The sequence below is a fragment of the Mesorhizobium sp. PAMC28654 genome (assembly GCF_020616515.1).
GTDB lineage: Bacteria > Pseudomonadota > Alphaproteobacteria > Rhizobiales > Rhizobiaceae > Mesorhizobium.
The window spans coordinates 4233589-4259223 of record NZ_CP085135.1 but is presented as its reverse complement, the minus strand read 5'-3'; the positions used below and the strand labels follow the sequence as shown (position 1 = coordinate 4259223).

The following is a 25635-nucleotide window of genomic DNA, read 5'->3' as shown; positions in this document are numbered from 1 at the left end:
GTTGATGGCGCTGAAGACGATCGCGTTTTTTCCCGAAGCCGCCTATGGCCCGGCGCTGAATTCCGTCGGCATCGCGCAAGCCGTCGAGGCGCGCGGCCACAAGGCCGTGTTCCTGTCCGATCCCGGCTTCGTCGATGTCTACAAGGGTTACGGCTTCGAGGCGCATCCGGTGAACCTCTCCGAACCGATGCCGCCCGAGCAGATGGCCAAGTTCTGGGAAGATTTCATCAACGGCCACATCCCGAATTTTCGCAAGTCGCCCTACGACCAGGTCGACAACTACGTCAGGGATTGCTGGACGGCGATCGTCGACAGCGCCAAGTGGGCGCAGAAGGATCTGCCGCGCGTTCTCGACGCCATCAAGCCGGATGTCATCTGCGTCGACAACGTCATCCTGTTCCCGACCATCAAGCAGCACGGCAAGCCCTGGGTTCGCGTCATCTCCTGCTCGGAAAACGAGATCGAGGACGAGGACATCCCGCCGCATCTCTCCGGCTGCGGCGAGAACGACCATGACGGGCACCAGCGCTACCGCGACCATTTCAACGCCGTGATCAAGCCGATCCATGACGACTTCAACGCCTTCCTCACTGCCAACGGCGAGGCGCCCTATCCGACCGGCCAGTTCTTCGAAGCCTCTCCCTACCTGAACCTGTTGCTTTACCCCGAAGCAGCAAAGTTCAAGCGCCGCCATCCGCTCGACCCGGCAAGGTTCCAGTATCTCGAAGGCTGCGTGCGGCAGGAGAAGCCGTATACGGTGCCGACATTCGCGCAGAACAATGACGGACCCCTGCTTTATGTTTCGTTCGGCAGCCTGGGCGCCGGCGACGTCGACCTCCTGAAGCGCATCATCGCGACGCTGGGCAAGACGCGCTACCGGGCGCTGGTCAATGTCGGCGGCTACAAGGACCAGTATACCGACGTTCCTGGCAACGTCATCGTGGACAGCTGGTTCCCGCAGCCATCGGTCATCCCGCAGGTCGATGCGGTGATCCACCATGGCGGCAACAACTCGTTCACGGAGTGTCTCTATTTTGGCAAGCCCGCCATCATCATGCCCTATGTCTGGGACGGCCACGACAACGCCACCCGCGTCGAGGAAACTGGCCACGGCTTCGGTATGCCGCGCTACGACTGGAACGATGCCGAACTGGTCGCGAAGATCGAAGCCGGCCTGACTGATCCGGTGATGAAGGCGAAGCTGGTGGGGACATCGGCACAGATGCGCGAGCAGAACGGCCCGGAAAAGGCGGCGGGTTTGCTGGAGGCGTTGCTGTGAGGTTTGACATGCCGAGCCAAGGCACCCCCCTCTGTCCTGCCGGACATCTCCCCCTCAAGGGGGGAGATCGGCTGTCACCACCGCTTTCGCAAATCGCAAAGCTCACAAGGAATGCGCCGCCGCAGATACTGCCAATCTCCCCCCTTGAGGGGGAGATGTCCGGCAGGACAGAGGGGGGCGTCTTAGAGCGGCAACGGATCGGCGTTCCGCGTCATGATCACGGAGCACACTCATGACCTCCTCAGCCCCGTATCTCCACCAAGCTTCCATCCGCACCGATCTCGTCGACTGGGGCATCCAGCCGGATGCATTGGAAGGCGCGTCGCACTCCACTGGCAAGCTCGTGCACAAGGGACCGAACAACCAGCCGGAATCCGGAATCTGGGTCTGCACGCCCGGACGCTGGCGGCTCTCGATCCCGCGCGATGAACTCTGCCATTTCGTCTCCGGCCGCGCGACCTACCGGTCGGATGTCGGCGAGGTGATAGAAGTCTCTGCTGGAACCGTGGTCATGTTCCCCGCCGGCTGGACGGGCGAATGCACCGTGCATGAGACCATGCGCAACGTCTACATGTTGGCCTGACATCGCTGAACAGGAGGACGACATGCCGACACCGCACTGGCCGAGGGCCTCGAGCGTGGAACTGGAGGATTGGGGCGCCGGCAGCAACACGCTTGCCGGGTCGCCGCATGCCTATGGCAAGGTCCTTTTCCAGCACCCGGACGGATCGAGCGAATGCGGCCTGTGGTCATGCACGCCCGGTACGCGCAAGGTGACCTTCCTTGCCGATGAATTCTGCCATTTCGTGTCGGGCCGCGGCAGCTACATCCACGACAATGGCGAGCAGATTCCGGTCGAGGCCGGAACGCTCGTCTTCTTCCCCGCCGGCTGGACCGGCACCTGCACCATCACCGAAACGCTGACCAAGGCCTTCATGTGCCGGTGAGCACTTTTTCAAGGAACAACCATATGACCACGCCGATCATGCAATCGCCGCTCGCCATCACCGACCTTGTCGACTGGGGCGTCATCCCCACCATGATCGAGGGCGAATCCCGCACCTCGGGCAAGCTGCTGCACAAGGGGCCTGAAGGCCGTTCCGAATGCGGCCTGTGGGTCTGCACGCCCGGTAAATGGCACTGCCATGTCACCCGCGACGAGTTCTGCCACTTCCTCGAAGGGCACTGCACCTATGTCCATGAATCCGGCGAGGTGATCGAGATCGAGCCGGACACCGCGGCCTTCTTTCCGCAAGACTGGAAGGGCGTCTGCACCGTCCATGAGACCATCAAGAAGGTCTACATGATCCGCTGAGCGGATCTGAGAGGATGTCCATGCATTTCTCCCCTGACCGGCCGACCTTCTTCGTCAATCCGGGTTATCGGCTGATGGCCGGTGCGAACAAAGCGGTGATCGACCCGGCAACGCTGGAGACCGTTGGCGCCGTCGCATCAGCCAGCGACGGTGAGATCGACGCCGTGCTCACCGCAGCGACCAAGGCACAGGTCGCCTGGAAAAAACTCGACGCCAAGAGCCGGGCAAAGCATCTGCACGCCGTCGCCAACGCCATCGAAGCCGCCGACTTCACGCGCTGCGCCGAACTGATGGTGCGCGAGATGGGCAAGCCCTATCCTGAAGCGATCGGCGAGATCGCCAATTGCGCGCCGATCTTCCGCTACTATGCCGAGATGGCGCGCGACGATGCCGGCAAGATCGCCGGCACTACACAGGCCGGTTCGTTCCAGTATGCGCGCTACGAGCCCTATGGCGTCTCCGTCCACATCATGCCCTACAACTTTCCGATCCTGCTGATGTGCTGGACCGTTGCGGCATCACTTGCAGCCGGCAATGCCTGCGTGATCAAGCCGGCCGAAGCGACGACGCTGTCGACGCTCGACTACATGACCGTGTTCCGCTCCCTGCCCGAAGGCCTCGTCTCCTGCCTGCCGGGCGGAGCAGCGACGGCACAGGCACTGATCACTTCCGACCGCACCCATGCGGTTGCCTTCACCGGCTCGGTCGCCGCCGGCAAGGCGGTGGCGGTGGCCTGCGCCGAGCGCATGAAACCTTGTGTCATCGAGGCCGGCGGCAGCGACCCGTTGATCATCAGCGCAAACGCCCCGCTCGACGTCGCGGCGGCGGGCAGCGTCACCGCTGCCTTCCACCTCACCGGCCAGGTCTGCACCTCGGCCGAGCGTTTCTTCGTCGTCGATTGCGTGCATGATCGCTTCGTCGAACTGTTTGCCGAGAGAACCCGTGCACTGCGCATCGGCAACGGCATGGACAAGACCGAGATCGGCCCGTTGGTCAGCGAGGCGGCGCGGGCCAAGGTGATGCGGCTGGTCGACGATGCCATTCGCAATGGCGCAACGGCCGTGACCGGTGGGCGCATCCCGCCGGCACACACCATAGGCTGGTTCTACGAACCGACGATCCTGACCGGCGTGACGCCGGACATGGCCATCGTGCGCGAGGAGTGTTTTGGGCCGGTCGCCGCGATCTGCCGGGTCAAGGATTTCGACGAGGCGATCCGGCTGGCCAATGACAGCCCGTTCGGGCTCGGCGCTTCCGTCTTCACCACCGACCTCGCCGAGGCGCATGAAGCGGCCGAACGGCTCGAGGCCGGCATGGTCTGGGTGAACAATCCGCTGATCGACAATGACGCCTTGCCCTTCGGCGGCTGGAAGGCATCAGGCCTCGGCCGCGAGCTCGGCCGCCAGGGGCTCGATGCCTTCCGTCGCTCGAAGATGGTGATCATCGACCACAAGCCGGCAATCCAGGAATGGTGGTATCCCTACCCCGATAGCTGGTTCCGCGAGACCGGCGGCCGCAAGCACGTGTGAATCGCTCCGAGGAGCGGCGCGATGGCGCCGCTCGACATGGTCTTTAAGCCGTGATCGCTTCGATCAACTCGCGCGAGACGGAGGCAATGATGGCGTTGCGCTCGGTCAGGCTCTGTTTCGAGCCGGTCAGATAGACCGTCATCAAAATCGGATTGCCGAAAGCCGGCCAGATGACGGCCGCGTCATTGGTGCTGCCGCGCTCGCCCGTGCCGGTCTTGTCCCCGCACGTCCAGCCTTTCGGCAGTCCGGCCCGGATGCGCTGGTCGCCGGTCTTGTTGGCCACCAGCCATGCGGCGAGTTGCGCCCGGCTCTTCTGCGAGAGGCTGTCGCCCAGGGCAAGCCGCTCGACGGTCTCGGCCATGGCGGCGGGAGAGGTTGTATCGCGCTCGTCTCCCGGCAACGATTCGTTCAGCTCCGGCTCGATCCGGTCCAGCCTCGTCACCTTGTCGCCAAGCGAACGCAGATAGGCTGTCAGTTGCGCTGGTCCGCCAAAGGAGTCCAGCATCAGATTGCCGGCCCCATTGTCGCTGACCGTGACTGCGGCTTCGCAAATCTCCGCCATCGTCATCTCACTGCCGGCATGGTTCTTCGTCACCGGCGAATTGGCGACCACGGCAGTCTTTGGTACCTTGACGCGGCGGTCCAACTGCTCGATGCCGCCATCCACTCGATGCAGGACAAGCGACGCCGCCAGCATCTTGAAGGTGCTACACATGGGAAACAGCTCGTTCTCGCGGTAACCGAACTGCTCGCCAGTTCCTGAAATCCGGCATGTAACGCCGAGCCGCCCACCGCTTCCCGCCTCGATTCGCCCTATTTTCGGCGTCAGCCCATCAAATTTTGTCGGGCTCGTCGCCGCCTTCGCAATCACGCCAAGGTTGACGGGCACCGTCAAGACCACCGCGAGACCACCGATAAAATTGCGTCTGCTTGTCATATCCACACTCTCTATTGCCCGCGCCGCAGAACTGGACCGGATCGAACGCCGCCGCAAACGAGTAAACATCGCCCCCGCCATAAGAAAAACTAGGGCTCGATTCCATGAAACGATCGCATCTTCCGCTGAACGGCCTGCGCGCCTTCGAGGCCTCCGCCCGCCATCTCAGCTTCACCGGCGCCGGCCTTGAGCTGCGCGTCACCCAGGCCGCCGTCAGCCATCAGGTCAAAGGTCTTGAAGAGGTACTTGGCGTCAGGCTTTTTCGCCGATTGCCGCACGGGCTCGCCTTGAGCGAGGAGGGCGAGGCTTTGCTGCCGGTGCTGAGCGATGCCTTCAACCGGATCAGTGTCACGCTCGACCGTTTCGAGGGCGGCCGCTTCAACGATATCGTCACCGTCGGCGTCGTCGGCACCTTCGCGTCGGGCTGGCTGATCCCGAGATTGCCGCTGTTCCACAAGGCCTATCCGGACATCGAGCCGCGCATCTCGACCAACAACAACCGTGTCAATCTCGCCGCCGATGGTCTCGACTTTGCCATCCGCTTTGGCGACGGCTCCTGGCCAGGGACCGAGAACATCCCGCTGCTGCTTGGCTCCTTCTCGCCGGCCTGCACGCCCGACATCGCGGCGCGTCTGCGCGACCCCTCGGACCTCGCGGGTGAAACGCTGCTGTGCTCCTACAGGGAAGACGAATGGCTGCGCTGGTTCGAGGCGGCGGGGCGCCATTGCCCGCCGATCAAGGGCATCGTCTTCGATTCGTCGGTCACCATGGCCAATGCCGCCGTCCAGGGCGCCGGCGTGGCGCTGCTGCCGGTCTCCATGTTCAGCCGCGAACTCTGTTCCGGCCAACTGGTCCAGCCTTTCGATTGCACCGTCGATGTCGGCCGCTACTGGCTGTCGGCGCGGCGCAGGCGCCAGAATTCGCAAGCGATGACCGTCTTCGCCGATTGGCTGAAGGCGGAAACAGCAGCCATGCGTTGAACCGGCTGCGTCCGGCCAATACTTCCACCCAGGTACGCAGCCAGGATCCAGGTTTCAGGCCAGCCCGAACCGCTCCACCGCCCGCATGATGCCGCGCAGTTCGGCGAGACCTTTCAGTCGGCCGATCAGCGAATAGCCGGGGTTGATCCTGGTCTTGCCGATATCGTCGGCGAGCAGGTGGCCGTGGTCCGGTCGCATGGGTATGCGCCAGTCGGCCCTGCCCTCGTTGCATCGGCGCGCCTCCTCCTTCATCAGCGCCAGGATGACATCCGCCATGTCGGTGGACCCCTCCAGGTGCTCCGCCTCGAAGAAGGAGCCGTCCTCCTCGCGCGTCACGTTGCGCAGATGCGCGAAATGGATTTTTGGGGCGAACTCGCTGATCATCGCGACAAGGTCGTTATCGGCGCGCACGCCGTAGGAGCCCGTGCAGAACGTCAGGCCGTTCGCAGGACTGTCGACCGTTTCCAGGATGAGGCGCGCGTCATCGGCGGTGGAGACGACGCGCGGCAATCCGTAGAGCGAGAAAGGCGGATCGTCTGGATGGATGCACATGCGCGCGCCGACGTCCTCGGCAACGGGAATGATCTGCTTCAGGAACCAGGCAAGGTTCGCGCGCAGCTCGACCGGGCCGATCGCCTCATAGTCAGCCAGGGCCTCGCGCATGCCATCCCGATCGTATTTGCGTTCGGTGGCAGGAAGCCCGGCAATGAGGTTGTGCTCTATCTTGCCGATGCGCTCGTCGCTCAACGTCTTCAGCCGCGCTTCCGCCTCCTTCAGGCGCGCCGCGCTGTAGCTGGCTTCAGCATTTCGACGCTTCAGCACGAACAGATCATAGGCGGCAAAGTCGATCGCATCGAAGCGCAGGGCATAGCCGGTGGTCGGCAGCCGGTAGGCGAGATCGGTCCGGGTCCAGTCCACCACCGGCATGAAATTGTAGCAGATGGTGGTGATGCCGGCCTTTGCCAGCGCCCGGATCGTGTCCTTGTACCAGCCGACGTAGCGCTCCCTTTCCGCCGTGCCGGTCTTGATCGAATTGTGGACGGGGATGCTCTCCACCACGGACCAGCTCAGCCCTGCCGCCTCGATGACGCGCTTGCGCTCGAGTATGTCGGCGAGTGGCCAGGCGCTGCCATCATAGATGCTGTGCAGGGCCGAAACGACACCTGTGGCTCCGGCCTGTTTGACATGATCGAGCGTGACCGGATCGTCCGGACCGTACCAACGCCAGCATTGTTCCATGATTGTCTCTTGTGTGGTTGCGAGGAGCCATATTGTCGGACAACAATGGCGAGTCAAATCGGAGCTTCGCAATGAAGGATTTCGACGGCAAGGTTGCCCTGGTGACGGGAACGACCGGCATCGGCCTGGCAAGCGCCCGGCGTCTGGCTGCGGGCGGGGCGGCGATCCTCGCCTGCGGCATCGACGAAAGCGCCAACGCGGCCATGCAGGCCGAACTCGATCGCTCGGGTGCCGTCGCCCTTGTGATGACGGCGGACGTTTCCGTGCCGGATGAGGTGGCCAGGGCGATCGCCACCGGCGCCGAGCGCTTCGGCGGGTTGGACATCATCGTCAATTCAGCCGCCGTGCATCCCTACGGCACGGCGACGACGACGGATTTCGAGACCTGGAACCGGACGATGTCCGTCAATGTCGGCTCGATCTACCTCACCGCCCGTTTCGGCATTCCCGAAATGATCAAGCGGGGCGGCGGCGCCATCATCAACGTGGCTTCCGTGCAGGGCCACGCCTGCCAGGAGAACGTCGCCGCCTACGCCACCACCAAGGGCGCGATCCACACGCTGACACGCTCGCTGGCGCTCGACTACGCACGTCAGGGCATCCGCGTGAATTCGGTCAGTCCGGGATCGATCCGCACGCCCATCCTCGAGCGGGCGGCGCGCGGCGACAATGGCACGGATGCCGACGTCGAAGCGGCCTTCAAGCGCTTTGGCGAGGCGCATCCGATCGGCCGCATCGGTGAGCCCGAGGAAGTGGCCGAGCTCATAGCGTTTCTGTGTTCGTCCAAGGCGAGCTTCTGCACCGGTGCCGACTACAGGATAGACGGAGGACTGACCGCCGGCATCGGCGTGAAATGAAAGGCAGGCCGCCGAGCCGCCCGGGGCTACGCTGGGTTCGCGGACCTCAGCCGATGCTTTCGCCGCCGTCGATCACCAGCGCCTGGCCGGTCATGAAGGATGAGCGGTCGGAGACAAGGAACAGGATCGCTTCGGCGATCTCCTCGGCGCTGGCCCAGCGCCCCATCGGGATCTTGGTGCGGACATAGCGCTCGATGGCATCCCGCCCGCCCATCTGGGCGATGAACGGTTCATTGAACGGCGTGTCGACCCAGCCCGGGCAAAGCGCGTTGACGCGGACATTGTGCTTGGCATAGTCGAGCGACATCTGCCGGGTCATTGCCACCACCGCATGCTTGGACGTGGCGTAGGCGATCATTTCGCGGTCATAGAACACGCCCGAATTGGAGGCGGTGTTCAGGATGACGCCGCCACCTTGCGCGACCATCGACGGCATGACCGTCCTGGCCGCCAGGAACTGGGCGCGGACATTGACCCGCCACGAAGCATCCATGCCGTCAATGTCGACCTCGGTCAGCGTGCCGCCGACCTGGATGCCGGCATGGTTGTGCAGGATGTCGATACGCCCGTGCTTCTGGATCGTACCCGCAATCAACTGCTCGACTGCCGCGTCCTCGTTGACATCGGTGGCGATCGCCTCGGCTTGGCCACCCGCTGCGCGGATGTCCGTGGCCGTCGCCTCCCCGCTGGCCTGATCCCTGTCGGCGATGACAACAAGTGCGCCCTCCTTGCCCATGATGATGGCGCCGGCGCGCCCGATGCCGGAACCGGCGCCTGTCACCACGGCGATGCGGTCTTTGAGGATCATGATGCGACTTTCAGTTTGATGGTTTGCGCTGGCGCAGCTGCCATTGGGCAAGCACCACGAGCAGGACGGAGGCGACGAGCACAATGGTCGCGATGGCGTTGATTTCCGGCGTCACCCCGCGCCGGATCGACGCGAACACATAGATCGGCAGCGTCGTCTGCGCGCCGGCGACGAAGAAGGCGATGATGAAGTCATCGAAGGAGAAGGTGAAGGCGAGCAGGAAGCCGGCGACCACAGCCGGCATGATCTGCGGCAGGATGATCGAGCGGAACGTCGTCAACGGCGTCGCGTAAAGGTCACTTGAGGCCTCGACCAGATTCCGGTCGAGGCTGCCGAGCCGCGTGCCGACGATCATCGTCACCAGCGCCATTGAGAACAACCCGTGCGCCGCGATGATCGAGCCATAGCCAAGCGACAGCTTGGGCGGCTGATCGCCCGGCCAGATCGAGGCGAGGAACGGGTTGACGACCGCGAACAGCTGGACGAGCGCGACCAGTGTCGAGATGCCGATGACGACACCGGGAACGACGATCGCCGCTCCCAGCAGCGCGTCGAAGACCGCGCGGGTTCTGACACCAACGCGCGCCAGGCCGAGCGCGGCGGCGGTGCCGAACACCGCCGCCAGCAAGGCGCTGGTGGTGGCGATGAACAGGCTGTTCTTCAGCGCCTCGACCAGGAACGGGTTCGACAGCGCCTTGCCGTACCACTGCAATGAGAAGCCGGTGAACTCGCTGGCATGGTGGCCGGCGTTGAAGGAAAACAGAACGACAAGCGCGATCGGCAGATAAAGGAACGCAAAGACGGCAATGACGAAGGCCCGCATCAGATCAGATCCACACGGCGGGCGCCCGAGACCCGGGTCGAGATACGGTTGGCGGCAATCAGCACTATCACCGAGACCAGCACCAGTGTGATGGCGATAGCCGATCCGAACGGCCAGTTGCGCGACTGCAGGAACAGGTCGACCAGCGCATTGCCGATGAAGAACACCTTGCCGCCGCCAAGCAGCGTCGGGATCAGATATTCGCCAAGCAGCAGGATCATCACCAGCGAGAAGCCTGTCATCACACCCGGCAGGGACAGTTTCAGCGTCACCCCCAGGAAGGTCGAGAGTGGCGTCGCACCGAGATCAGCCGAGGCTTCCAGCAGCCGGCGGTCGAGCCGCTCGAGACTGACATAGATCGGCAGGATCATCAGTGGCAGGTAGCCATAGACAATGCCGAGCAGCACCGCGCCCGGCGTGTTGATCAGCCTCACGTCCTCGAAGCCGATATAGGCTAGAAGCGCCGGAATGCCGCGTCCGCCCAGCACATACATCCAGGCGTAGGTCCGCATCAAAAGGCTGGTCCAGAATGGAATGACGACGAGCGCAAGCAGGATCAGCCGCCACCGTGCAGGGGCGCGCAAGGCGAGGTAGTAGGCGACCGGATAGGCGACAAGCAGACAGGCAAGCGCTCCCAACGGCGCCAGCACCATCGTGTTCCAGAAGGCGGTCGCTCGCGCCGGAAGATTGGCATATTGCGCGAGCGTGAAGGCGGCCTGATAGCCGCCCTCAGGCGCTCGTTCGCCAACGCTGAACACGGCAATGGCGATGAACGGCAGCACCAGGAACACCACCAGCCACGCCGTCGCAGGCGCAAGCAGCAAGGCGGTCAGGAAATTATGACGAAATTTATTGTCGTGCATTGAAACCGCCCCGATACCGACGGGCATGTGCCCGCCGGTCAATTGTCCACGTCAGGTCGACCCTCAGGCCGACTTGAAGCGCGCCATCAGTTCGGCACGGCCCGGATCGGTCAGCGTTGCCGCCGCGCCGAATTCCAGCGGCGTCAAAAGGTCGGCGGCCGGATAGAGGATCGGGTTGTCCAGCACTTCCTTGGGCAGCAGCTTGTTGACCCGCGCATCGGTCGAGGGCGCGCCATTGGCCAAGTGCTCCTTCACCGCGACCTGCGGGTTCATCAAATAGTTGAGCAGCGCATAGCCGGCCGGCTTGTTGGGCGCGTCCTTCGGAATGGCGTAGAAATCGGTCCAGATCTCGCCGCCTTCCTTGCCGAGCACATAAGCGATATCCGGGATGTCGCGATGCAGCTGCGCGCCGTCATTGGTCCAGCACATCGTCATCCAGGCGTCCCCCGCGCGCATCCCCGGCTGATAGTCGGATGAGACCGCGAACAGATGCGGCTTGACTTTCAGCAGCAGTGCCTCCGCCTTGGCAAGTTCGTCCTGCTTCAGCGAGTTGAACGAGTAACCGTAATATTTCAACGCATTGCCGATGGTGGTCAGCTGGTAGTCGTGCACCATTGTGCGGCCATCGCCTTCGGCCATGGCGGTATCCCAGAATTCCTTCCAGCTGGTCATCGGCTTGGCGAGCTTCTTGGTGTTGACGGCAAAGCCGGTGGTGCCCCAGTTCTTCGGCACAGCGTAGGTCACCTTGTCGATCGTGCCTTCGGCGGTGAAGCGCGGGTCTTCCTGCGTGCCGTCGAAATTCGGCAGCTTCGCCATCTCCAGCGGCTCGATGATGCCGAGCTTCTTGTAGGTCGAGATCGTGTAGTTGGTTGGCACAAACAGGCTCCAGCCCGACGCGCCAGCCTGCAGCTTGGCCAGCATCTCTTCATTGGAGCCGAACACGTTGACCTCGACGGCGACGCCGGTGTCCTTCTTGAAATTCTCGAAGGTCTGCGGGTCATGATAATTCGACCAGGTGGCGATCGACATGCGGTCGCCAAGGCTCTCGGCGGCAAAAGCCGGCGTCGGCATGATGCCGATCTCGCGCGCCATCACGGCAGTGGCGATTCCAAGGCCGGTCAGGCCAAGGAAATCACGGCGGCCGATCGAGCCACGCTTGAGGCGCATCAACTGGTCTACGAACTTCTCTGGGCTTATCGGCAGTCCATCACGATATGATTTCGACATGTTTGTTTACCCTCTGGTTGGTCCCGTTGTTCTTGGTCTCCTGAAACGCCAGCGGCGTCCCGGTGGCAAAGCCGATGGCGACGGGTTCACCCGGCTTGAAGAGATTTCCATGGCCGATCACATGGTCGGCCTTGGCGAGCAGCGTCCCGATGCCCGGGACCTCGATGGCGTATTCCGCCGTCGAGCCGAGAAAAATCCGGTTGCGGACGATGCCCTTGAACGGGCCGCTTGCCGCAGCGCCGAGACTGAGCGTTTCAGGACGCAGGCTGACCGAGACGGTCTCGCCCTGCCGCAAGGTGGTCCGCTTGCGCGCCGCGATGACGGTGCCGTCGGCCAGCGCCACCTCCACCAAGTCGCCGGAATGCCCGGCGACGGTGCCGCTCAACAGATTGGTCTTGCCGACGAAGTCGGCGACGAACAGGTCGGCCGGCTCGTCATAGATCTCGCTCGGCTGTCCGAGCTGGACGATGCGCCCGCCATTCATGACGCAGACGAAGTCGCTCATCGACAGCGCTTCCTCCTGGTCGTGGGTAACCAGCACGAAGGTGATGCCGATCTCGCGCTGGAGGTTCTGCAGCTCGATCTGCATATCGGTGCGCAGCTTCTTGTCGAGTGCGGCCAGCGGCTCGTCGAGCAGCAGCACGGCAGGCTTGTTGACCAAGCGCGCGCGCCAGCGCGACGCGCTGCTGCTGACCGCCGGACAGTTCGTGGATCTTGCGGCGGCCATAGCCGGCGAGCCGCACCATTTCGAGCGCTTCGCCGGCCCGCTGGCCGATCTCGCGTGACGACAGCCTCGGCCTCGCCTGGCGCAGTCCGTAGGCGACGTTGTCCTCCACATCCAGATGCGGGAACAGCGCGTATTGCTGGAACACCATGTTGACCGGCCGACGGTAGGGCGGCGTTCCCGCCATGTCCTGGCCACGGATCAACACCTGTCCTTCGCTCGGCTGCTCGAAGCCGCCGATCATGCGCAGGCACGTGGTCTTGCCGCAGCCGGATGGCCCGAGCAGCGCGACAAAGGCGGAGGGTGGCACCGCAAGGTCGATGCCGCTGACAGCGGTCACCGCGCCATAGCGCTTGGTGACGCCGCGAAACTCGATGTCGGGCACTGCGGTCAAAGGCTGCGGGCTCCAGCGACAGGGCGATTTCAGGACGCTACTAGAGCCAATACCTGCTAGTATATACCTCTCAGGTGGTATATCTGATCTATATTATCGTTTAGAGGGGTATGGCCGAGCGTGTCCCGCAGCGACGAATACAACCGGCTTGCCCAGCTTGTCGCCGCGACGCGGGAGACGAGCGGCGACCTCTTCGGCAAGGCGATGGTCGATTGGCTGCGGCAGCATGTCAGCTTCGACCACTGCGTGATCTTCGGCTATCGCGGTGCCGCGCGCCCGCCGCTGCTGTTCGAGACGTTTTCACCAGCGGAAAGCCACGTCTTCGTCGCGCTCTACCAGGAAGGGCCCTATCTGCTCGACCCGTTCCACCACGCGGCGGTCGAACGCAAGGAAGGGTTCTGGCGCATGCGCGAACTGGCGCCGGACCGTTTCTATACCAGCGAGTATTTTCGATCCTACTACAGCCAGACGAGGCTGGCCGAGGAGGTCGGCTTCTTCGTGCCGCTGCCGGGTAAGGACGCGCTGGTGCTCTCGCTGATGCGGCTGCGTGCTTCCGGACCCTTCGGAACGGCCCATGCCAGGCTGCTGCGCGACATGGCCCCCGCTGTGATCAGCTTCGCCAGATTGCGCTGGCCGAACCTTCCGGCCGACGAACCCACGGAAACCACGCAGGACGAGGCGGTTGCCCCGGTCAACGAGTTCGACCGCGCGCATATCTGGCAGAGCCTGTCACTGACGCCGCGCGAAAAGCATGTTGTCGATCTGGTGCTGCAGGGACATTCCACGGAATCGATCGCCAGGGCCATGCGCATCGTGCCAGGAACCGTGAAGGTCCATCGCCGCAACATCTACCGCAAGCTCAAGATCAAGTCGCAGGCCGGGCTATTCGCCCGCTTCGTCGAGATCATCGACGCGCGGATAAGGTAGCCGGTTAACAATGTCGCCCAACGGCCGTGTCAGTTGGAGGCGCTGCCTTCCCACGAACCAGTTTCCGCCATCCGCCGGAGCAGCGGAGCCGGCTTGAAGACATCCTTGGCCGTCCGCTGATGCCAGTATTCGAGCCGCTCGATGATCTTGGCCGCGCCTTCAAGTCCGGCCCAGAACATCGGGCCGCCCTTGCCTATGGGGAAACCATAACCGTTGACCCAGACGAGGTCGATGTCGGACGCGCGGGCCGCTATCCCTTCCTCCAGGATCTTCGCGCCCTCGTTGATCATCGGATAGACCGTGCGCTCGATGATCTCCTCGGCACCGATCGCGCGTGCCGCGATGCCCTTCTCGGCCGCCTTGGCGCGGATCAGCGCCTCGACCTCGGGATCGGCAACCGGCGTGCGCGCGCCGGCTTCGTAGAGATAGAAGCCACGGCCGGTCTTCTGGCCGAAACGTCCCTGTTCGCACAACGTGTCGGCGATGACAGCCGTCAGGCCGCGTGCCTTGCGGTTGCGCCAGCCGATATCGAGGCCGGCGAGATCGCCCATCTGGAACGGTCCCATCGGCCAGCCGAAATCGGTGAACGCCTGGTCGATCTGGCTGGGCGTTGCCCCTTCGAGCAGCAGCGCTTCGGACTCGGAGCCACGCGCGGCCAGCATGCGATTGCCGACGAAGCCGTGGCAGACACCGACGACGACAGCCACCTTGCCGATCCGCCGCGCCATATCGACGACGGTCGCCAGCGCATCTGGCGCGGTCTTGTCGGCGCGCACGATCTCCAGCAGCTTCATGACATTGGCTGGCGAGAAGAAATGCAGGCCGAGCACATCCTGAGGCCGCGACATCGAGGCGGCGACCTCGTTGATGTCGAGATAGGAGGTGTTGGTGGCGAGGATTGCACCGGGCTTGGCCACCGCGTCGAGTTTGCCGAACACCTCTTTCTTGACCGCCATGTCCTCGAACACCGCCTCGACGATCAGGTCGCAATCCGCAAGGTCGGCATAGTCGGTGGAACCCTTGAACTGGGCGAGCCGGTCGCGCTTGGCGTCCTCGGTCAAGGAACCGCGCGTGACGGATACGGCATAGTTCTTCTCGATCGTGCCGAGCCCGCGCTGCAGCGCCTCATGGCTGGTTTCCAGCAAGGTGACTGGGTAGCCGCCATTGGCGAAAGCCATGGCGATGCCGCCGCCCATCGTGCCGGCGCCGATGACGCCGACACGGGCGATCCTGCGCTTGACGATGTCTTTGGCCGAGCTCTTTGCCGCCTCACGTTCGGCGAAGAACAGATGGCGCTGCGCCCGCGACTGGTCGCTGGCGACCAGCGTCACGAACAGCGCGCGCTCCGCCGCCAGCGCTTCGTCGAAAGGCAGCGTGACGGCGTTGCGCACCGCTTGAGCACAGGCGACCGGCGCCTCGAGCCCACGCGCTTTTTTGGCGAGCAACGCGGCTTCGGCATCGAAAGCCGCCAGGTCGGTTTCCTTGAGCTCGTCATCGCGGTCGCGCACCGGTGTAAAGGGACCACCCTTGCGGGCTATTTCCCTGGCGAAGTTCACCGCATGCGCGGTCAGATCGCCATGGAAGACGGCGTCGACCAGACCGGCGGCATACGCCTCGTCCGCACCGATCGGCGTACCCGAAACGATCATCCTCAGCGCCTTCACCGCCCCGACCAGACGCGGCAGCCGCACCGTGCCGCCGCCACCCGGCAACAGGCCGAGTTTCACCTCGGGCAGGCCAAGCTTGGCGCCAACGTCCGCGACGCGGAAATGGCATCCGAGTGCCAATTCCAGGCCGCCGCCGAGCGCGGTTCCATGGATGGCCGCCACCGTCGGCTTGGCGATGGTCTCGAGCGTTGCGATCAGCGCGCGCAGATCGGGCTGCTGCACCGGCTTGCCGAATTCGGTGATGTCGGCGCCGGCGACAAAGGTTCGGCCGGCACAGGCGATGACAATGGCCGCGACCGATGGATCGTCGCGCAAGGAAACCAGCGCCTGCATCAGCGGCTCGCGGACATGAAAACTCAGCGCGTTGACCGGTGGATTGTCGATGGTGACGATGGCGACATCGCCGTCCCGGCTGATCTTCAGGAAATCGGACAAGCAGAACCTCCCAACAATGGTGAGCGGCCAAGGCCGCGCGAACGGGGTTTACAGCGCCATGACGCGAATGGGAACCGGATGCCGACAATGATTAGCGCCGGCTGGCAGCCTCCGCCGCCATCATCTCCGGCATTGCGACATTGACGGTGCGCCCGCCGCGCCAGGAGGCGAAGGCGGCGACCAGATAGAGGATCGCCGAGAAGGTGAAAGCGAAGACGAGGCCATGCTTGAACGGTCCCGACATCAGTTCGGGGAAGAAGGCGTGGCCGGTCAGCGTGTCGATGCTCTGCTGCGGCAGCGCGTGCAGGACGTCTGCCGGGATCAGTTCTCCCATCGGATTGTAGCCGAGGAAGGCGGCGAACAGGCTGGCGACCGGCGGCATGTTGGCGATCTGGTGCGCAATGGCTTGCGGCACATGCTGCGCCAGCAGCCCGGCCTCCATGCTCTGCGGCAGGCTGGCGGCAAGGCCCAAGATCATCAGGCTGAAGAACAGGCCGATCGACAGCACCTGCCCGGCATTGGTGGTGGTGGCGCGCATTCCAGAGGCCTGGCCGCGTTCGCGCGCCGGCACCGAGTTCATGATCTGCGTCGAGTTCGGCGCCACGAACAGGCCCGAGCCAAGGCCGTTGAGGAACAGAAGTGCGGCGAAGGCGGTGTAGGAGAAGTCCGCCGGCAGTGCCATCAGCGCCACGAAACTGGCAGCACCCACGACCATGCCGCCGACCGCGAAGGGCACGCCGCCGACCCGGTCCGAGAAATAGCCGGACACCGGCCCGGCGATCAGGAAGCCGATGGTCAGTGGCAGCATGAAGATCGCCGACCACAGCGGCGTCTCCTCGAACGAATAGCCATGCAGCGGCAGCCAGATGCCTTGCAGCCAGACGATGAGCATGAACTGCAGCCCGCCGCGCGCGATGCCCGAGGCAAGGTTGGCGATGTTGCCATAGGCAAAGCCGGGGATGCGGAACAGTTTCAGGTCCAGCATCGGCTTGGCGACGCGCTGCTCGATGAAGATGAAGGCGATCAGCGAGATGAAGCCGATGGCGAACAGGGTCAGCACCTTGGGGCTGGTCCATGCCATGACCTGATCGCCATAGGGCTGCAGGCCGTAAGTGATGGCGGTGAGGATCAGCACTAGGCCAAGCCCGAAGCTGATATTGCCGAGCCAATCGATCGTATGCGTGGAGCGGTTCGGCGCGTCATGCAGCTTGAGATACGCCCAGACCGTGCCGACAAGACCGAACGGCACGTTGATCCAGAACACCAGCCGCCAGTCGGTGTCGGCGAGCAGCCCGCCAATCAGCAGGCCGATGAACTGGCCGCCGATGGCCGCCACCACGTTGATGCCGAGCGCGAAGCCGCGCTCGTTTTCCGGAAACGCGTCGGTCAATAGCGCCGTGGAATTGGCCATGATCAGCGCGCCGCCAATGCCCTGGATGATGCGCACTGAAATCAGGTACATCGCGGCGAAATCGCCCTGTCCCGGCAACAGGCTGAGCGCGATCGAGGCGGCGGTGAAGATGGCGAAGCCGAGATTGTACATTTTCGCGCGGCCGAACTGGTCGCCCAGCCGGCCGAAGGCGACAACGAGCACCGCCGTGGCGATCATGTAGCCGATGATCGCCCAGAGTAGGTAGTTGATGTTGCCGGGATCGAGCGCCTTGAGGCCGATGCCGCGAAACACGGCCGGCAGGCTGATCAGCAGGATCGAGCCGTTGATGGCGGCGGCCAGCATGCCGAGCGTGGTATTGCTCAGAACCATCCATTTGTGGCTCTGTAGGCGATCCGGTGTGGCGGCATTCATGATGGCAACTCTCGAAGATGCTGGCGTGCTGGTCGCCAGCGCTATATATGAGGATAGTCTCAGGTTTGGAAATATGAGGATGGCCTCGGAAAAAGCAAGAGCCTCGGTGGCGAATCCGCGTGCACCGCAGCAAAAAAGAGGACGCGAGCGTGTCGCCGCATTGATGGCGAGTGCCGCGCAGCTGTTCGTCGAGAAAGGCTTTGATGCCACGACGATGACCGAGATCGCCGCGCGCGCCGGTGCGGCCATCGGCACGCTCTATCTGTTCTTCCCGACCAAGGAGGCGTTGGCCGAGGCCATTCTGGCCGAGCACGCGGAAGCTCTGTCCGCTCAACTCGACGCATTGCAGGAACGCGCCAAGGGCCTCGCGCCGGCGGCGATCGCCGATGCTCTGTTCGATGTGCTCGGCGACTTCCTCGCGTCGCATCCTGCCTATTCGGCGCTGCTCGACCTTCCCGGCGACGATGGCTGGCGGCGCCAGATGCGCGCGAGACGACGGGCCCAGATCGCCGCCCTGTTTGCCCAGGCCGAACCGCCGCTGCCAACCGGCCAGGCCGAACGTCTCGCCGTCATCGTGCCGCAGCTGATGCGCATCCCGCTGGCGCTGGTCGGCGAAAAGAGATTGCGCGACGGCGTTCTGGAGGAATTGCGGCTGATGCTTGCCCGGCACCTGGAAACAGCCTCGTCATCCTAGGGCGAAGCAAGGAGCGAAGCGACGCACCCGAGGATGACGAACGTGTGGCTTAGCGCAGCGCCTTCTGCCCACCCGCCGCCGTGATCACCCCGACGATAATCAACCCCGTCAGCAACAACCGAACGCCGGCGCTGACGCCGAATGTGTTGAGCATGGTCAAGAGCAGCACCAGGAACAGCGCCGCGCCCCATACGCCGGGCACGTTGGCCTTGCCGCCGGCCACCGACGTGCCGCCGATAACGACGACTGCGATCGAGGCGAGTAGATATTCATTGCCGATATCGACATTGGCGCCACGGAAATAGCCGGCGAGCAGCGCGCCGTCGATGCCGCCGAGCGCCCCCGACAGCGTATAGGTAAGGAAGCGGATGCGGCCGACATTGACGCCGGCGAGCCACGCGGCGCGGATGTTCTGGCCGATCGCCAGCACCGAGCGTCCATAGATCATGCGCTTCAAGGCGATGGCCGCACCGATGGTGAACAGCACGGTGAGGATCGCCAGCACCGGAATGCCAAGAATCTGCCAGTTGGCGAAGTCGGCGAAACCCGGCGGAGGCTTGATCTGCAGCCCGCGCCCATAGCTGATGTCGATCGACTGGATGATGAAGCTGGCCGACAGCGTGGCTATGATCGGCGGGATGCGCAGCGCCCAGATCAACAGATAGTTGACGGCGCCAACCGCCATGCCGCAGGCGATCGCCGCCAGCAGCCCGACCACGATCATGGAGTCGTTGCCGTCCATCACTTTCATCGCGACGGCGCTGGCAAGGCCGATATTGGCCGGCAGCGACAGGTCGACATTGCCGGGGCCGAGCGTGATGACGAACATCTGGCCGACACCGACGATAACGGTGAAGACGGCAAGCGAAAGTGCGGCCGTGATCATGCCGCCGGCGCCGTAGCCGCCGGTGAAGATGATCGTCGCCAGCCACACCAGCAACGCGCCGAGGAACGACCAGATCCAGGGTTTGGCAACCAGCGATTTCACCAACGCCATCGCTCACCTCTCCCTGCGGCTGATCAGCACCCGCGCCGCAAGCACGATGATCAGGATGGCCCCATTGGCGGCCACCTGCCAGTCGGGCGGGATGTGCATGAAGGTGAGCAGCGGCGAGGCGGCAAGCGCCAGCGTCAGCGCGCCGATCACCGCACCGATTGGCGACACCCGGCCGCCGACGAATTCGCCGCCACCAAGGATGACGCCGGCGATCGCCAGCAGCGTATAGCCGTTGCCGATATTGGCGTCGGCCGAGGTGGTGATGCCGATCAGAGCCATGCCGGATAGCACGCCAAACAGGCCGGCCAGCGCGAACAGCGCAATCTTGGTCTTGAGCAGCGACCAGCCGGCGCGCCCAAGGGCTGCCGGATTGCCGCCGGAGCCACGCAGGATGACGCCATAGGAGGTGCGCATCAGGCCGAAATGGACGATGAGGCCGATCAGCAGCGCCGCGATGATCGGGAACGGAACCAGAGGCGGCTTGAACGCCATGAACGCCAGCAGCCAGTCCGGCGCCTTGCCGCCGGGCTTGGGCAGGACGAGAATGGCCAGCCCCTGCCAGACGAAGCTCATGCCGAGCGTCACCACGATCGAGGGCAGGTTGCGCAGAAGGATCAGCGCGCCGAGCAGAGCATAGACGCCGATCGACCCGAGCAGGATGACAACGCCGACAAGCGGGGCGTCCTTCAGCCAGGTGGCGGTGACACAGCCAACGAACCCGACAAAGGTGCCGATCGACAGGTCCAGCTCGTTGCCGGCGATGACGAACATCTGTGCGATCGTCGCCAACGCGATCGGGATCGCCAGGTTCAGCATCAGGCTGAAGCCGAAATAGCTGATGGCGCGCGGATTGAGCCAGGCGATGGCGATCAGCACAATCGCCAGCGATAGCGCCGGCAGCAGCCCGCGCAGCAGACGCGCGCGCGCCAGCGCGCCACGCTCCAGGGAATTCTTGGCGGTGGGCTCGACGCTGGCAGCCGTCATCTCAGGCCGCGTCGCCGAATGAGGACTGGATGATCTTCTCTTCGGTCAACTCGTCGCGGCGCAGATTGGCGACGATGCGGCCATTCTTGAAGACATGGATGTGGTCGCAATTGTCGAGCTCTTCCGTTTCCGTGGTGTACCAGAGGAAGGTGCGGCCCTGACGCGCCTCTTCGCGCACAAGGTCATAGACTTCGAGCTTGGTACCGATATCGACGCCGCGCATTGGATCGTCCATCAGCACGATGTCAGCGTCGGAGCCGAGCGCGCGGGCAAACAGGGCCTTCTGCTGGTTGCCGCCCGATAGCGAGAAGATGTTGTTGTTCATGTCGGGGGTGCGGATGCCGATCTTCCTTTGCCAGAACTCGGCAAGTTCGGCCTCGCGCTGCGGGGAGATCAGCAGCCCGGCGCGCAGGCGCGCCAGCGAGCGGATGCCGATGTTCCGCGCAATCGACCATTGCGGGAAGATACCGTCCGACTGCCGATCGCCGGCCACCAGGGCCACCGGCGCGGTGACCTCGATGCCGGGCCGGGCGCGCGTGGCGGCTGCGAAGATTGCCAGCAGCAGATCCGTCTGTCCGTGGCCCGCCAGTCCGGCGAGGCCGATGATCTGGCCCGCATGCGCTACGAGTTCCCGGCCGTCCTGCTGCCGGGCTCTGACCCTGAGCACGCCGGCCTCGGGCCTTGGCGCAATCGAGGCCGCTGCCTTCTTGTGAGCCTCCGCTCCGCCCATTGCCGTCACGAGCTTGTCGCGATCGAAAGTATCAGCCGCCGCGGCTGCCACGATCTTGCCGTCGCGCATCACCACGATGCGGTCCGCATTGCCAAGTACCTCGCCCAGCAGATGCGAGATCAGGATGCAGCTGTGTCCGCTGGCGACAAAGCGCCGGACGAAAGCCAGCAGCTGCCCCGCCGTATGCGCATCGAGTGACGACGTCGGCTCGTCGAGGATGACCAGTTCGAGCGGATCCTGCGTGACGGTGAAGGCCCGCGCCACCTCCACCATCTGGCGCCGGCCGATCGAAAGGTCGCCCGCGATATCGGCCGCGGATATGGTGTGGCCTGGGAATATCTCGTCCAGCTTGGCGGTGATGAGATCGGCCGCCTTGCGCCGCCAGCCAAAACCGCGCAGCGAAGGGTGGTTGATGCGCGTATTCTCGGCGACGCTGAGGTTGGGACAAAGCGACAGTTCCTGGAAGACGCAGCGTATGCCGAGCCTTTGCGCGCGAGGCACGGAGTAGTTTTGCTCCCTGTGGCCACGCACCGCGATCTGGCCGCTGTCGGGCAGCAACGTGCCCGCCACCATATGCATCAACGTCGACTTGCCGGCACCATTATGGCCGACGAGACCGACACACTCGCCGGAACGGACGCTGAAATCGACACCGTCAAGCGCGCGGACAGCGCCGAAATGCTTTGCGGCGCTGTCCAACCTGATGATGTCCGCACTGCCCCCGGACCGTGTTTCAGCCATGCTTGACGGTATCCGGTGGCAATACGGACGGCAACGGTCGCCCCGGGCTCACTTGATGTTGGCTTTGATAGCCGCCATGGCGTCAGCTTGCGTGTATTCGTGGCTGGCAACACCACCCTTGACGATCTTGGGCAGCTCTGCCTCGAAGTCATCCTGTGTGAAAGCGAGGTAGGGCACCAGGAGATCGTGCGGAATGTCGGTGCGGCCGTCGAGGACCTGCTGCGCCACCCAGAAGGCAAGCGAAGACACGCCGGGCGCGATGGAAGCCGACCAGGTCTTGTAGCCGTCCTTGTCCTTCTGCTCCTTCCACCATTGAAGTTCGTCCTGGCGGTTGCCCATGATGATGGTCGGGCGCGGCTTGCCGGCGGCGGCAAAAGCCTGCGCCGCACCATAGCCGTCACCACCCTGGTCGACGATGCCGACGACATCCGGCAGCGAAGGCAGGATCGTCGCGACGGCCTTCTGGGCCGTGGTCTGGTCCCAGTCGCCTGTCACGGAACCGACGATCTTGAATTCGGGATGAGCCGCGATACCTTCCAGAATTCCGGCATGGATGGCATCGTCGATTGACGTGCCGGCGAGACCGCGGATTTCCAGCAGATTGCCGCCCTTGGGCTGGAACTTGGCCATCTGCTCGACTTCCTGCTTGCCCATATCCTTGAAGTCGACGACGACGCGATAGGCGCAGGGTTCAGTCACCGTACCGTCGAAGGAAACGACGACGATGCCGGCGGCGCAGGCCTGCTTGATGGCGCCATTGAGTGCATCCGGGGAAGCCGCATTGATGACGATCGCGTCATAGCCCTGCAGGATGAGGTTCTGGACCTGGGCTGCCTGCGTCGGCACTTCCTTGTCGGCCGTCGTGAAGATGTCGGCCGCTGCGACGATCTTGTCGGCGACAGCCTTCTTGGTAACGATGCCATAACTGTCCAGCATGGCTTGCCGCCAGGAATTTCCGGCATAATTGTTTGAGAAAGCGATCTTCTTGCCGCTGGTATCCGCAAAGGCCGTGCCGGTTGCGAGCACGGCGGCAAGGGCGCCCAAGACGAATAGTTTCTTCATGTCATACTCCTCCCATGGGTCTGTTGGTTATGCTGAGTTCTGGTGACTGATGCGGTTCCGTCCCTGTTTTTTATCTATTGTCAGACAAATGCAGATGCCAGCGCTTGTCAACTGCGATTGGCGAACGATCAGCGATCAACTTGCGGTGCGATGATTGAAAAGACTTCGCGTACTGGTCTAGGGATGGCGCAGGAGACCGAAATCAAGATGGCAGAAGCGCCAACTGTTGCTCTGGGCGCCCCGGGAATTCCGGCGCGTTGGACGTCAAGCGCCAAGAGCGGCGTCGGAACGGGATTTTCGCCGGCCGGCCGTGTCTGGTTCACGATCAGTCATGGCATCCTCAACGAGGTCTACTATCCGCGCGTCGACAGCGCCTGCACGCGCGACATGGGGCTGATCGTGACCGGCCCCGGTGGATACTTCTCCGAGGAGAAGCGCGACGCCGAGCACAAGATCGAACCTTTCGAGGACGGCGTCCCCGCCTACAGGCTGGTCAACACCGCCGCCGATGGCAGCTACCGGATCGAAAAGCGCATCCTCGCTGATCCGGCGCGTCCAGTGCTGCTGCAGGAGATCGAGTTCACGCCGCTGAAGGGCGGCGACTACCGCGTCTACGCGCTGCTGGCACCCCACCTGGTCAATGCCGGCATGGGCAACACGGCCTGGATCGCCGACCATAAGGGGAATACGATGCTGTTCGCGTCGGGGCGTGGCACCTGCCTGGCGCTGGCTTCCTCCTTGCCGTGGGGGGAATGCTCGGCGGGCTATGTCGGTGTCTCCGACGGCTGGCAGCAACTCCATCATACGGGCCGGCTTGATCCGGCTTCGCCACGGGCCGAAAACGGCAACGTGGCGCTGACCGGCGAGATCGGCTTTTCCGCCAGCAAAACCAAGGCCTTGCTGGCTTTGGGTTTTGGTGCGACGCCCGAGGAAGCAGCCGACAATGCCCTGGCCAGCTTGAAACGGGGTTTTCCGGCCGCGGCCAAATCCTATGTCGAACAATGGCGCAAATGGCAGAAGAGTCTGGTGCCGCTGGACCGGCATCCGGCATCCGGCATCAATGCCTATCGCGTCAGCACGGCGGTTCTGGCGACGCATCGTTCATCGGCGAAGCCCGGAGCGACCGTCGCCAGCCTGTCGATCCCCTGGGGCTTCAACAAGGGCGACGACGATCTCGGTGGCTACCATCTTGTCTGGCCGCGCGATCTGGTCGAAACCGCAGGCGGCTTCATGGCGGCGGGCGACCTCGACGAAGCGCTGCAGATACTCACCTACCTTCGCACCATCCAGGAGGCCGACGGACACTGGCCGCAAAACGTCTGGCTGGACGGCACCGCCTACTGGCCGGGCATCCAGATGGATGAATGCGCCTTCCCACTGCTGCTCGCCGACGCGTTGCGCCGCGCCGGCCATCTGCCCCGCGCAGAGCTGCTCCCCTTCCTGCTGATGATCGAGCGAGCGGCATCCTACATCACCAAGAACGGCCCCGTGACCGGTGAAGACCGCTGGGAAGAGGATGCCGGCTACAGCCCTTTCGCACTGGCCGTGGAGATCGCCGCGCTCCTTGCCGCCGCCGACATGTTCGACGTGTGCGGCAAAGCAGAGCCGGCAAACTATCTGCGTGAAACCGCTGACAGCTGGAACGACCAGGTCGAGCGCTGGACCTATGTCAGTGGCACCGCGCTCTGTGCCGAAGTCGGCGTCTCCGGCTATTACGTCCGCATCGCGCCGCCCGACACGGCCGATGCCGCGTCGCCGAAGGACGGCTATGTGCCGATCAAGAACCGGCCGCCCGGCGACGCTGACCGGCCGGCCGAAGCCATCGTCAGCCCGGATGCGCTGGCGCTCGTCCGCTTCGGCCTGAGAGCCGCCGACGATCCGCGCATCGTCGACACCGTCAAGGTCATCGACGCGCGATTGCGCCGCGACCTGCCGCAAGGACCGCTCTGGTATCGCTACACCGATGACGGCTATGGCGAGCATGAGGATGGCGCGCCTTTCGACGGAACCGGCCAGGGCAGGCCCTGGCCATTGCTGGCCGGCGAACGCGCCCACTACGAACTGGCGGCGGGAAACAAGGCCAGCGCCGAAAGCCTGCTCAAGACGCTGGAAGCCTCGGCCGAGCCCGGCGGCCTGCTGCCGGAACAGTCGTGGGATGGTCCCGACATGCCGGAGCGCGAATTGCGGCTCGGCGGGCCGACCGGCAGCGCCATGCCGCTGGTCTGGGCCCATTCCGAGCATATCAAGCTCTTGCGCTCGCTACGCGACGGCACCGTCTTCGACATGCCGCCGCAAGGCGTGAAGCGCTACATCGAGGACAAGACCGTGTCGCCGCTTCGGACATGGCGGTTCAACAACAAGCTACGCACGATGCCATCCGGCAAGCTGCTGCGCGTCGAACTGCCGGCCCGTGCCGTGATCCGCTGGAGCATCGATGGCTGGGCGACCGCTGTCGACAGCGACACGGCCGAGAATGCCTTCGGCATCCATCTGGCGGACCTCCCGGTGGCCTCGGCTGCGGCCGGAACAACCCTGGCCTTCACTTTTCACTGGCCCGATGCCGGCTGTTGGGAGAATGTCGACTTCTCCGTCGGTATCGAAGACCAGAATCCCTAGGAC

Annotated in this window: 22 protein-coding genes and 1 pseudogene; 10 read left to right on the top strand and 13 right to left on the bottom strand. The window is 64.0% G+C overall.

Features of this window, described 5'->3' with window-relative positions; genetic code table 11:
- Positions 1 to 4 precede the first annotated feature (4 nt).
- The 5 genes from LGH82_RS20865 (at position 5) to LGH82_RS20845 (ending at position 4123) form a co-directional block, all read left to right on the top strand.
- Positions 5 to 1279 (top strand): glycosyltransferase, encoded by a 1275-nt coding sequence (locus LGH82_RS20865; protein ID WP_227344536.1) that lies wholly within the window; start codon positions 5 to 7, stop codon positions 1277 to 1279.
- A 232-nt stretch (positions 1280 to 1511) separates the two neighbouring features.
- The gene (locus tag LGH82_RS20860) at positions 1512 to 1862 is read left to right on the top strand and encodes a cupin domain-containing protein (protein WP_227344535.1); all 351 of its coding nucleotides are present in this window, start codon (positions 1512 to 1514) and stop codon (positions 1860 to 1862) included.
- 22 nt (positions 1863 to 1884) lie between these two features.
- Positions 1885 to 2226, top strand: coding sequence for a cupin domain-containing protein (locus tag LGH82_RS20855; protein WP_227344534.1), 342 nt, complete (start codon positions 1885 to 1887; stop codon positions 2224 to 2226).
- A gap of 23 nt (positions 2227 to 2249) precedes the next feature.
- Entirely contained in the window at positions 2250 to 2594 is a 345-nt protein-coding gene (locus tag LGH82_RS20850; RefSeq protein ID WP_227344533.1) for a cupin domain-containing protein, read from the top strand.
- Positions 2595 to 2614: 20 nt separating this feature from the next.
- Positions 2615 to 4123: an aldehyde dehydrogenase family protein gene (locus LGH82_RS20845; RefSeq protein ID WP_227344532.1), complete on the top strand. Its 1509-nt coding sequence runs from the start codon at positions 2615 to 2617 to the stop codon at positions 4121 to 4123.
- 43 nt (positions 4124 to 4166) lie between these two features.
- Here LGH82_RS20845 and bla read toward each other — a convergent pair whose 3' ends face one another.
- A complete protein-coding gene (gene bla, locus LGH82_RS20840) occupies positions 4167 to 5060 on the bottom strand; it encodes a class A beta-lactamase (protein WP_227344531.1) in 894 nt (297 codons plus the stop codon).
- A 104-nt stretch (positions 5061 to 5164) separates the two neighbouring features.
- On the opposite strand from bla, the gene LGH82_RS20835 reads away from it, so the two are divergent.
- Positions 5165 to 6040 (top strand): LysR family transcriptional regulator, encoded by an 876-nt coding sequence (locus LGH82_RS20835; RefSeq protein ID WP_227344530.1) that lies wholly within the window; start codon positions 5165 to 5167, stop codon positions 6038 to 6040.
- Between the two features lie 54 nt (positions 6041 to 6094).
- Here the strand turns inward: LGH82_RS20835 and uxuA are convergent, their stop codons facing one another.
- Entirely contained in the window at positions 6095 to 7279 is a 1185-nt protein-coding gene (gene uxuA / locus LGH82_RS20830; protein ID WP_227344529.1) for a mannonate dehydratase, read from the bottom strand.
- Between the two features lie 71 nt (positions 7280 to 7350).
- Here uxuA and LGH82_RS20825 point away from each other — a divergent pair, with 71 nt between their 5' ends.
- A complete protein-coding gene (locus LGH82_RS20825; protein ID WP_227344528.1) occupies positions 7351 to 8136 on the top strand; it encodes an SDR family NAD(P)-dependent oxidoreductase in 786 nt (261 codons plus the stop codon).
- A gap of 46 nt (positions 8137 to 8182) precedes the next feature.
- On the opposite strand, the gene LGH82_RS20820 is transcribed toward LGH82_RS20825, so the two are convergent.
- The 5 genes and pseudogenes from LGH82_RS20820 to LGH82_RS20800 form a co-directional block, all read right to left on the bottom strand.
- On the bottom strand, positions 8183 to 8944 hold the full coding sequence (locus LGH82_RS20820; RefSeq protein ID WP_227344527.1) for an SDR family NAD(P)-dependent oxidoreductase: 762 nt from the start codon (positions 8942 to 8944) through the stop codon (positions 8183 to 8185).
- Between the two features lie 10 nt (positions 8945 to 8954).
- Positions 8955 to 9767, bottom strand: coding sequence for an ABC transporter permease (locus LGH82_RS20815; RefSeq protein ID WP_227344526.1), 813 nt, complete (start codon positions 9765 to 9767; stop codon positions 8955 to 8957).
- Complete coding sequence (locus LGH82_RS20810) at positions 9767 to 10630, bottom strand: ABC transporter permease (RefSeq protein ID WP_227344525.1); 864 nt, start codon at positions 10628 to 10630, stop codon at positions 9767 to 9769. The genes LGH82_RS20815 and LGH82_RS20810 overlap by 1 nt, the downstream gene beginning before the upstream one ends.
- A gap of 63 nt (positions 10631 to 10693) precedes the next feature.
- Positions 10694 to 11857, bottom strand: coding sequence for an ABC transporter substrate-binding protein (locus LGH82_RS20805; RefSeq protein ID WP_227344524.1), 1164 nt, complete (start codon positions 11855 to 11857; stop codon positions 10694 to 10696).
- Positions 11838 to 12975, bottom strand: a pseudogene (locus LGH82_RS20800) (ABC transporter ATP-binding protein). The gene LGH82_RS20805 and the pseudogene LGH82_RS20800 overlap by 20 nt, the downstream one beginning before the upstream one ends.
- A gap of 120 nt (positions 12976 to 13095) precedes the next feature.
- Between LGH82_RS20800 and LGH82_RS20795 the strand changes: the two are divergent.
- Positions 13096 to 13902, top strand: a complete 807-nt coding sequence (locus LGH82_RS20795; protein ID WP_227344523.1) for a helix-turn-helix transcriptional regulator — start codon at positions 13096 to 13098, stop codon at positions 13900 to 13902.
- Positions 13903 to 13931: 29 nt separating this feature from the next.
- On the opposite strand, the gene LGH82_RS20790 is transcribed toward LGH82_RS20795, so the two are convergent.
- Together LGH82_RS20790 and LGH82_RS20785 are read right to left on the bottom strand one after the other, a co-directional pair.
- Positions 13932 to 16004 carry a 3-hydroxyacyl-CoA dehydrogenase NAD-binding domain-containing protein gene (locus LGH82_RS20790; RefSeq protein WP_227344522.1) on the bottom strand — a complete coding sequence of 691 codons (2073 nt, stop codon included), beginning with the start codon at positions 16002 to 16004 and terminating at the stop codon, positions 13932 to 13934.
- A gap of 91 nt (positions 16005 to 16095) precedes the next feature.
- The gene (locus tag LGH82_RS20785; protein WP_227344521.1) at positions 16096 to 17766 is read right to left on the bottom strand and encodes an MFS transporter; all 1671 of its coding nucleotides are present in this window, start codon (positions 17764 to 17766) and stop codon (positions 16096 to 16098) included.
- Here LGH82_RS20785 and LGH82_RS20780 point away from each other — a divergent pair.
- Positions 17723 to 18502, top strand: a complete 780-nt coding sequence (locus LGH82_RS20780; protein ID WP_227344520.1) for a TetR/AcrR family transcriptional regulator — start codon at positions 17723 to 17725, stop codon at positions 18500 to 18502. The two genes, LGH82_RS20785 and LGH82_RS20780, sit on opposite strands and share 44 nt — an antisense overlap.
- 49 nt (positions 18503 to 18551) lie before the next feature.
- Here the strand turns inward: LGH82_RS20780 and LGH82_RS20775 are convergent, their stop codons facing one another.
- The 4 genes from LGH82_RS20775 to LGH82_RS20760 are packed head-to-tail and all read right to left on the bottom strand — an operon-like array spanning position 18552 to position 23016.
- Entirely contained in the window at positions 18552 to 19499 is a 948-nt protein-coding gene (locus tag LGH82_RS20775; RefSeq protein ID WP_227344519.1) for an ABC transporter permease, read from the bottom strand.
- A 3-nt stretch (positions 19500 to 19502) separates the two neighbouring features.
- Positions 19503 to 20483 (bottom strand): ABC transporter permease, encoded by a 981-nt coding sequence (locus LGH82_RS20770; protein ID WP_227344518.1) that lies wholly within the window; start codon positions 20481 to 20483, stop codon positions 19503 to 19505.
- A gap of 1 nt (position 20484) precedes the next feature.
- The gene (locus LGH82_RS20765) at positions 20485 to 21954 is read right to left on the bottom strand and encodes a sugar ABC transporter ATP-binding protein (RefSeq protein WP_227344517.1); all 1470 of its coding nucleotides are present in this window, start codon (positions 21952 to 21954) and stop codon (positions 20485 to 20487) included.
- A gap of 48 nt (positions 21955 to 22002) precedes the next feature.
- On the bottom strand, positions 22003 to 23016 hold the full coding sequence (locus tag LGH82_RS20760; protein ID WP_227344516.1) for a substrate-binding domain-containing protein: 1014 nt from the start codon (positions 23014 to 23016) through the stop codon (positions 22003 to 22005).
- 207 nt (positions 23017 to 23223) lie between these two features.
- On the opposite strand from LGH82_RS20760, the gene LGH82_RS20755 reads away from it, so the two are divergent.
- Complete coding sequence (locus LGH82_RS20755) at positions 23224 to 25632, top strand: glucan 1,4-alpha-glucosidase (RefSeq protein WP_227344515.1); 2409 nt, start codon at positions 23224 to 23226, stop codon at positions 25630 to 25632.
- Positions 25633 to 25635 lie beyond the last annotated feature (3 nt).

Coding starts and splice junctions, on each gene's coding strand:
- LGH82_RS20765 (WP_227344517.1), bottom strand. CDS start 21,954: ATGGCTGAAACACGGTCCGGGGGCAGTGCGGACATCATCAGGTTGGAC.
- LGH82_RS20845 (WP_227344532.1), top strand. CDS start 2,615: ATGCATTTCTCCCCTGACCGGCCGACCTTCTTCGTCAATCCGGGTTAT.
- LGH82_RS20835 (WP_227344530.1), top strand. CDS start 5,165: ATGAAACGATCGCATCTTCCGCTGAACGGCCTGCGCGCCTTCGAGGCC.
- LGH82_RS20780 (WP_227344520.1), top strand. CDS start 17,723: ATGGCGGCGGCCAGCATGCCGAGCGTGGTATTGCTCAGAACCATCCAT.
- LGH82_RS20810 (WP_227344525.1), bottom strand. CDS start 10,630: ATGCACGACAATAAATTTCGTCATAATTTCCTGACCGCCTTGCTGCTT.
- uxuA (WP_227344529.1), bottom strand. CDS start 7,279: ATGGAACAATGCTGGCGTTGGTACGGTCCGGACGATCCGGTCACGCTC.
- LGH82_RS20770 (WP_227344518.1), bottom strand. CDS start 20,483: ATGACGGCTGCCAGCGTCGAGCCCACCGCCAAGAATTCCCTGGAGCGT.
- LGH82_RS20805 (WP_227344524.1), bottom strand. CDS start 11,857: ATGTCGAAATCATATCGTGATGGACTGCCGATAAGCCCAGAGAAGTTC.
- LGH82_RS20785 (WP_227344521.1), bottom strand. CDS start 17,766: ATGGTTCTGAGCAATACCACGCTCGGCATGCTGGCCGCCGCCATCAAC.
- LGH82_RS20825 (WP_227344528.1), top strand. CDS start 7,351: ATGAAGGATTTCGACGGCAAGGTTGCCCTGGTGACGGGAACGACCGGC.
- LGH82_RS20820 (WP_227344527.1), bottom strand. CDS start 8,944: ATGATCCTCAAAGACCGCATCGCCGTGGTGACAGGCGCCGGTTCCGGC.
- LGH82_RS20775 (WP_227344519.1), bottom strand. CDS start 19,499: ATGGCGTTGGTGAAATCGCTGGTTGCCAAACCCTGGATCTGGTCGTTC.
- LGH82_RS20855 (WP_227344534.1), top strand. CDS start 1,885: ATGCCGACACCGCACTGGCCGAGGGCCTCGAGCGTGGAACTGGAGGAT.
- LGH82_RS20860 (WP_227344535.1), top strand. CDS start 1,512: ATGACCTCCTCAGCCCCGTATCTCCACCAAGCTTCCATCCGCACCGAT.
- bla (WP_227344531.1), bottom strand. CDS start 5,060: ATGACAAGCAGACGCAATTTTATCGGTGGTCTCGCGGTGGTCTTGACG.
- LGH82_RS20865 (WP_227344536.1), top strand. CDS start 5: ATGGCGCTGAAGACGATCGCGTTTTTTCCCGAAGCCGCCTATGGCCCG.
- LGH82_RS20850 (WP_227344533.1), top strand. CDS start 2,250: ATGACCACGCCGATCATGCAATCGCCGCTCGCCATCACCGACCTTGTC.
- LGH82_RS20755 (WP_227344515.1), top strand. CDS start 23,224: ATGGCAGAAGCGCCAACTGTTGCTCTGGGCGCCCCGGGAATTCCGGCG.
- LGH82_RS20760 (WP_227344516.1), bottom strand. CDS start 23,016: ATGAAGAAACTATTCGTCTTGGGCGCCCTTGCCGCCGTGCTCGCAACC.
- LGH82_RS20815 (WP_227344526.1), bottom strand. CDS start 9,767: ATGCGGGCCTTCGTCATTGCCGTCTTTGCGTTCCTTTATCTGCCGATC.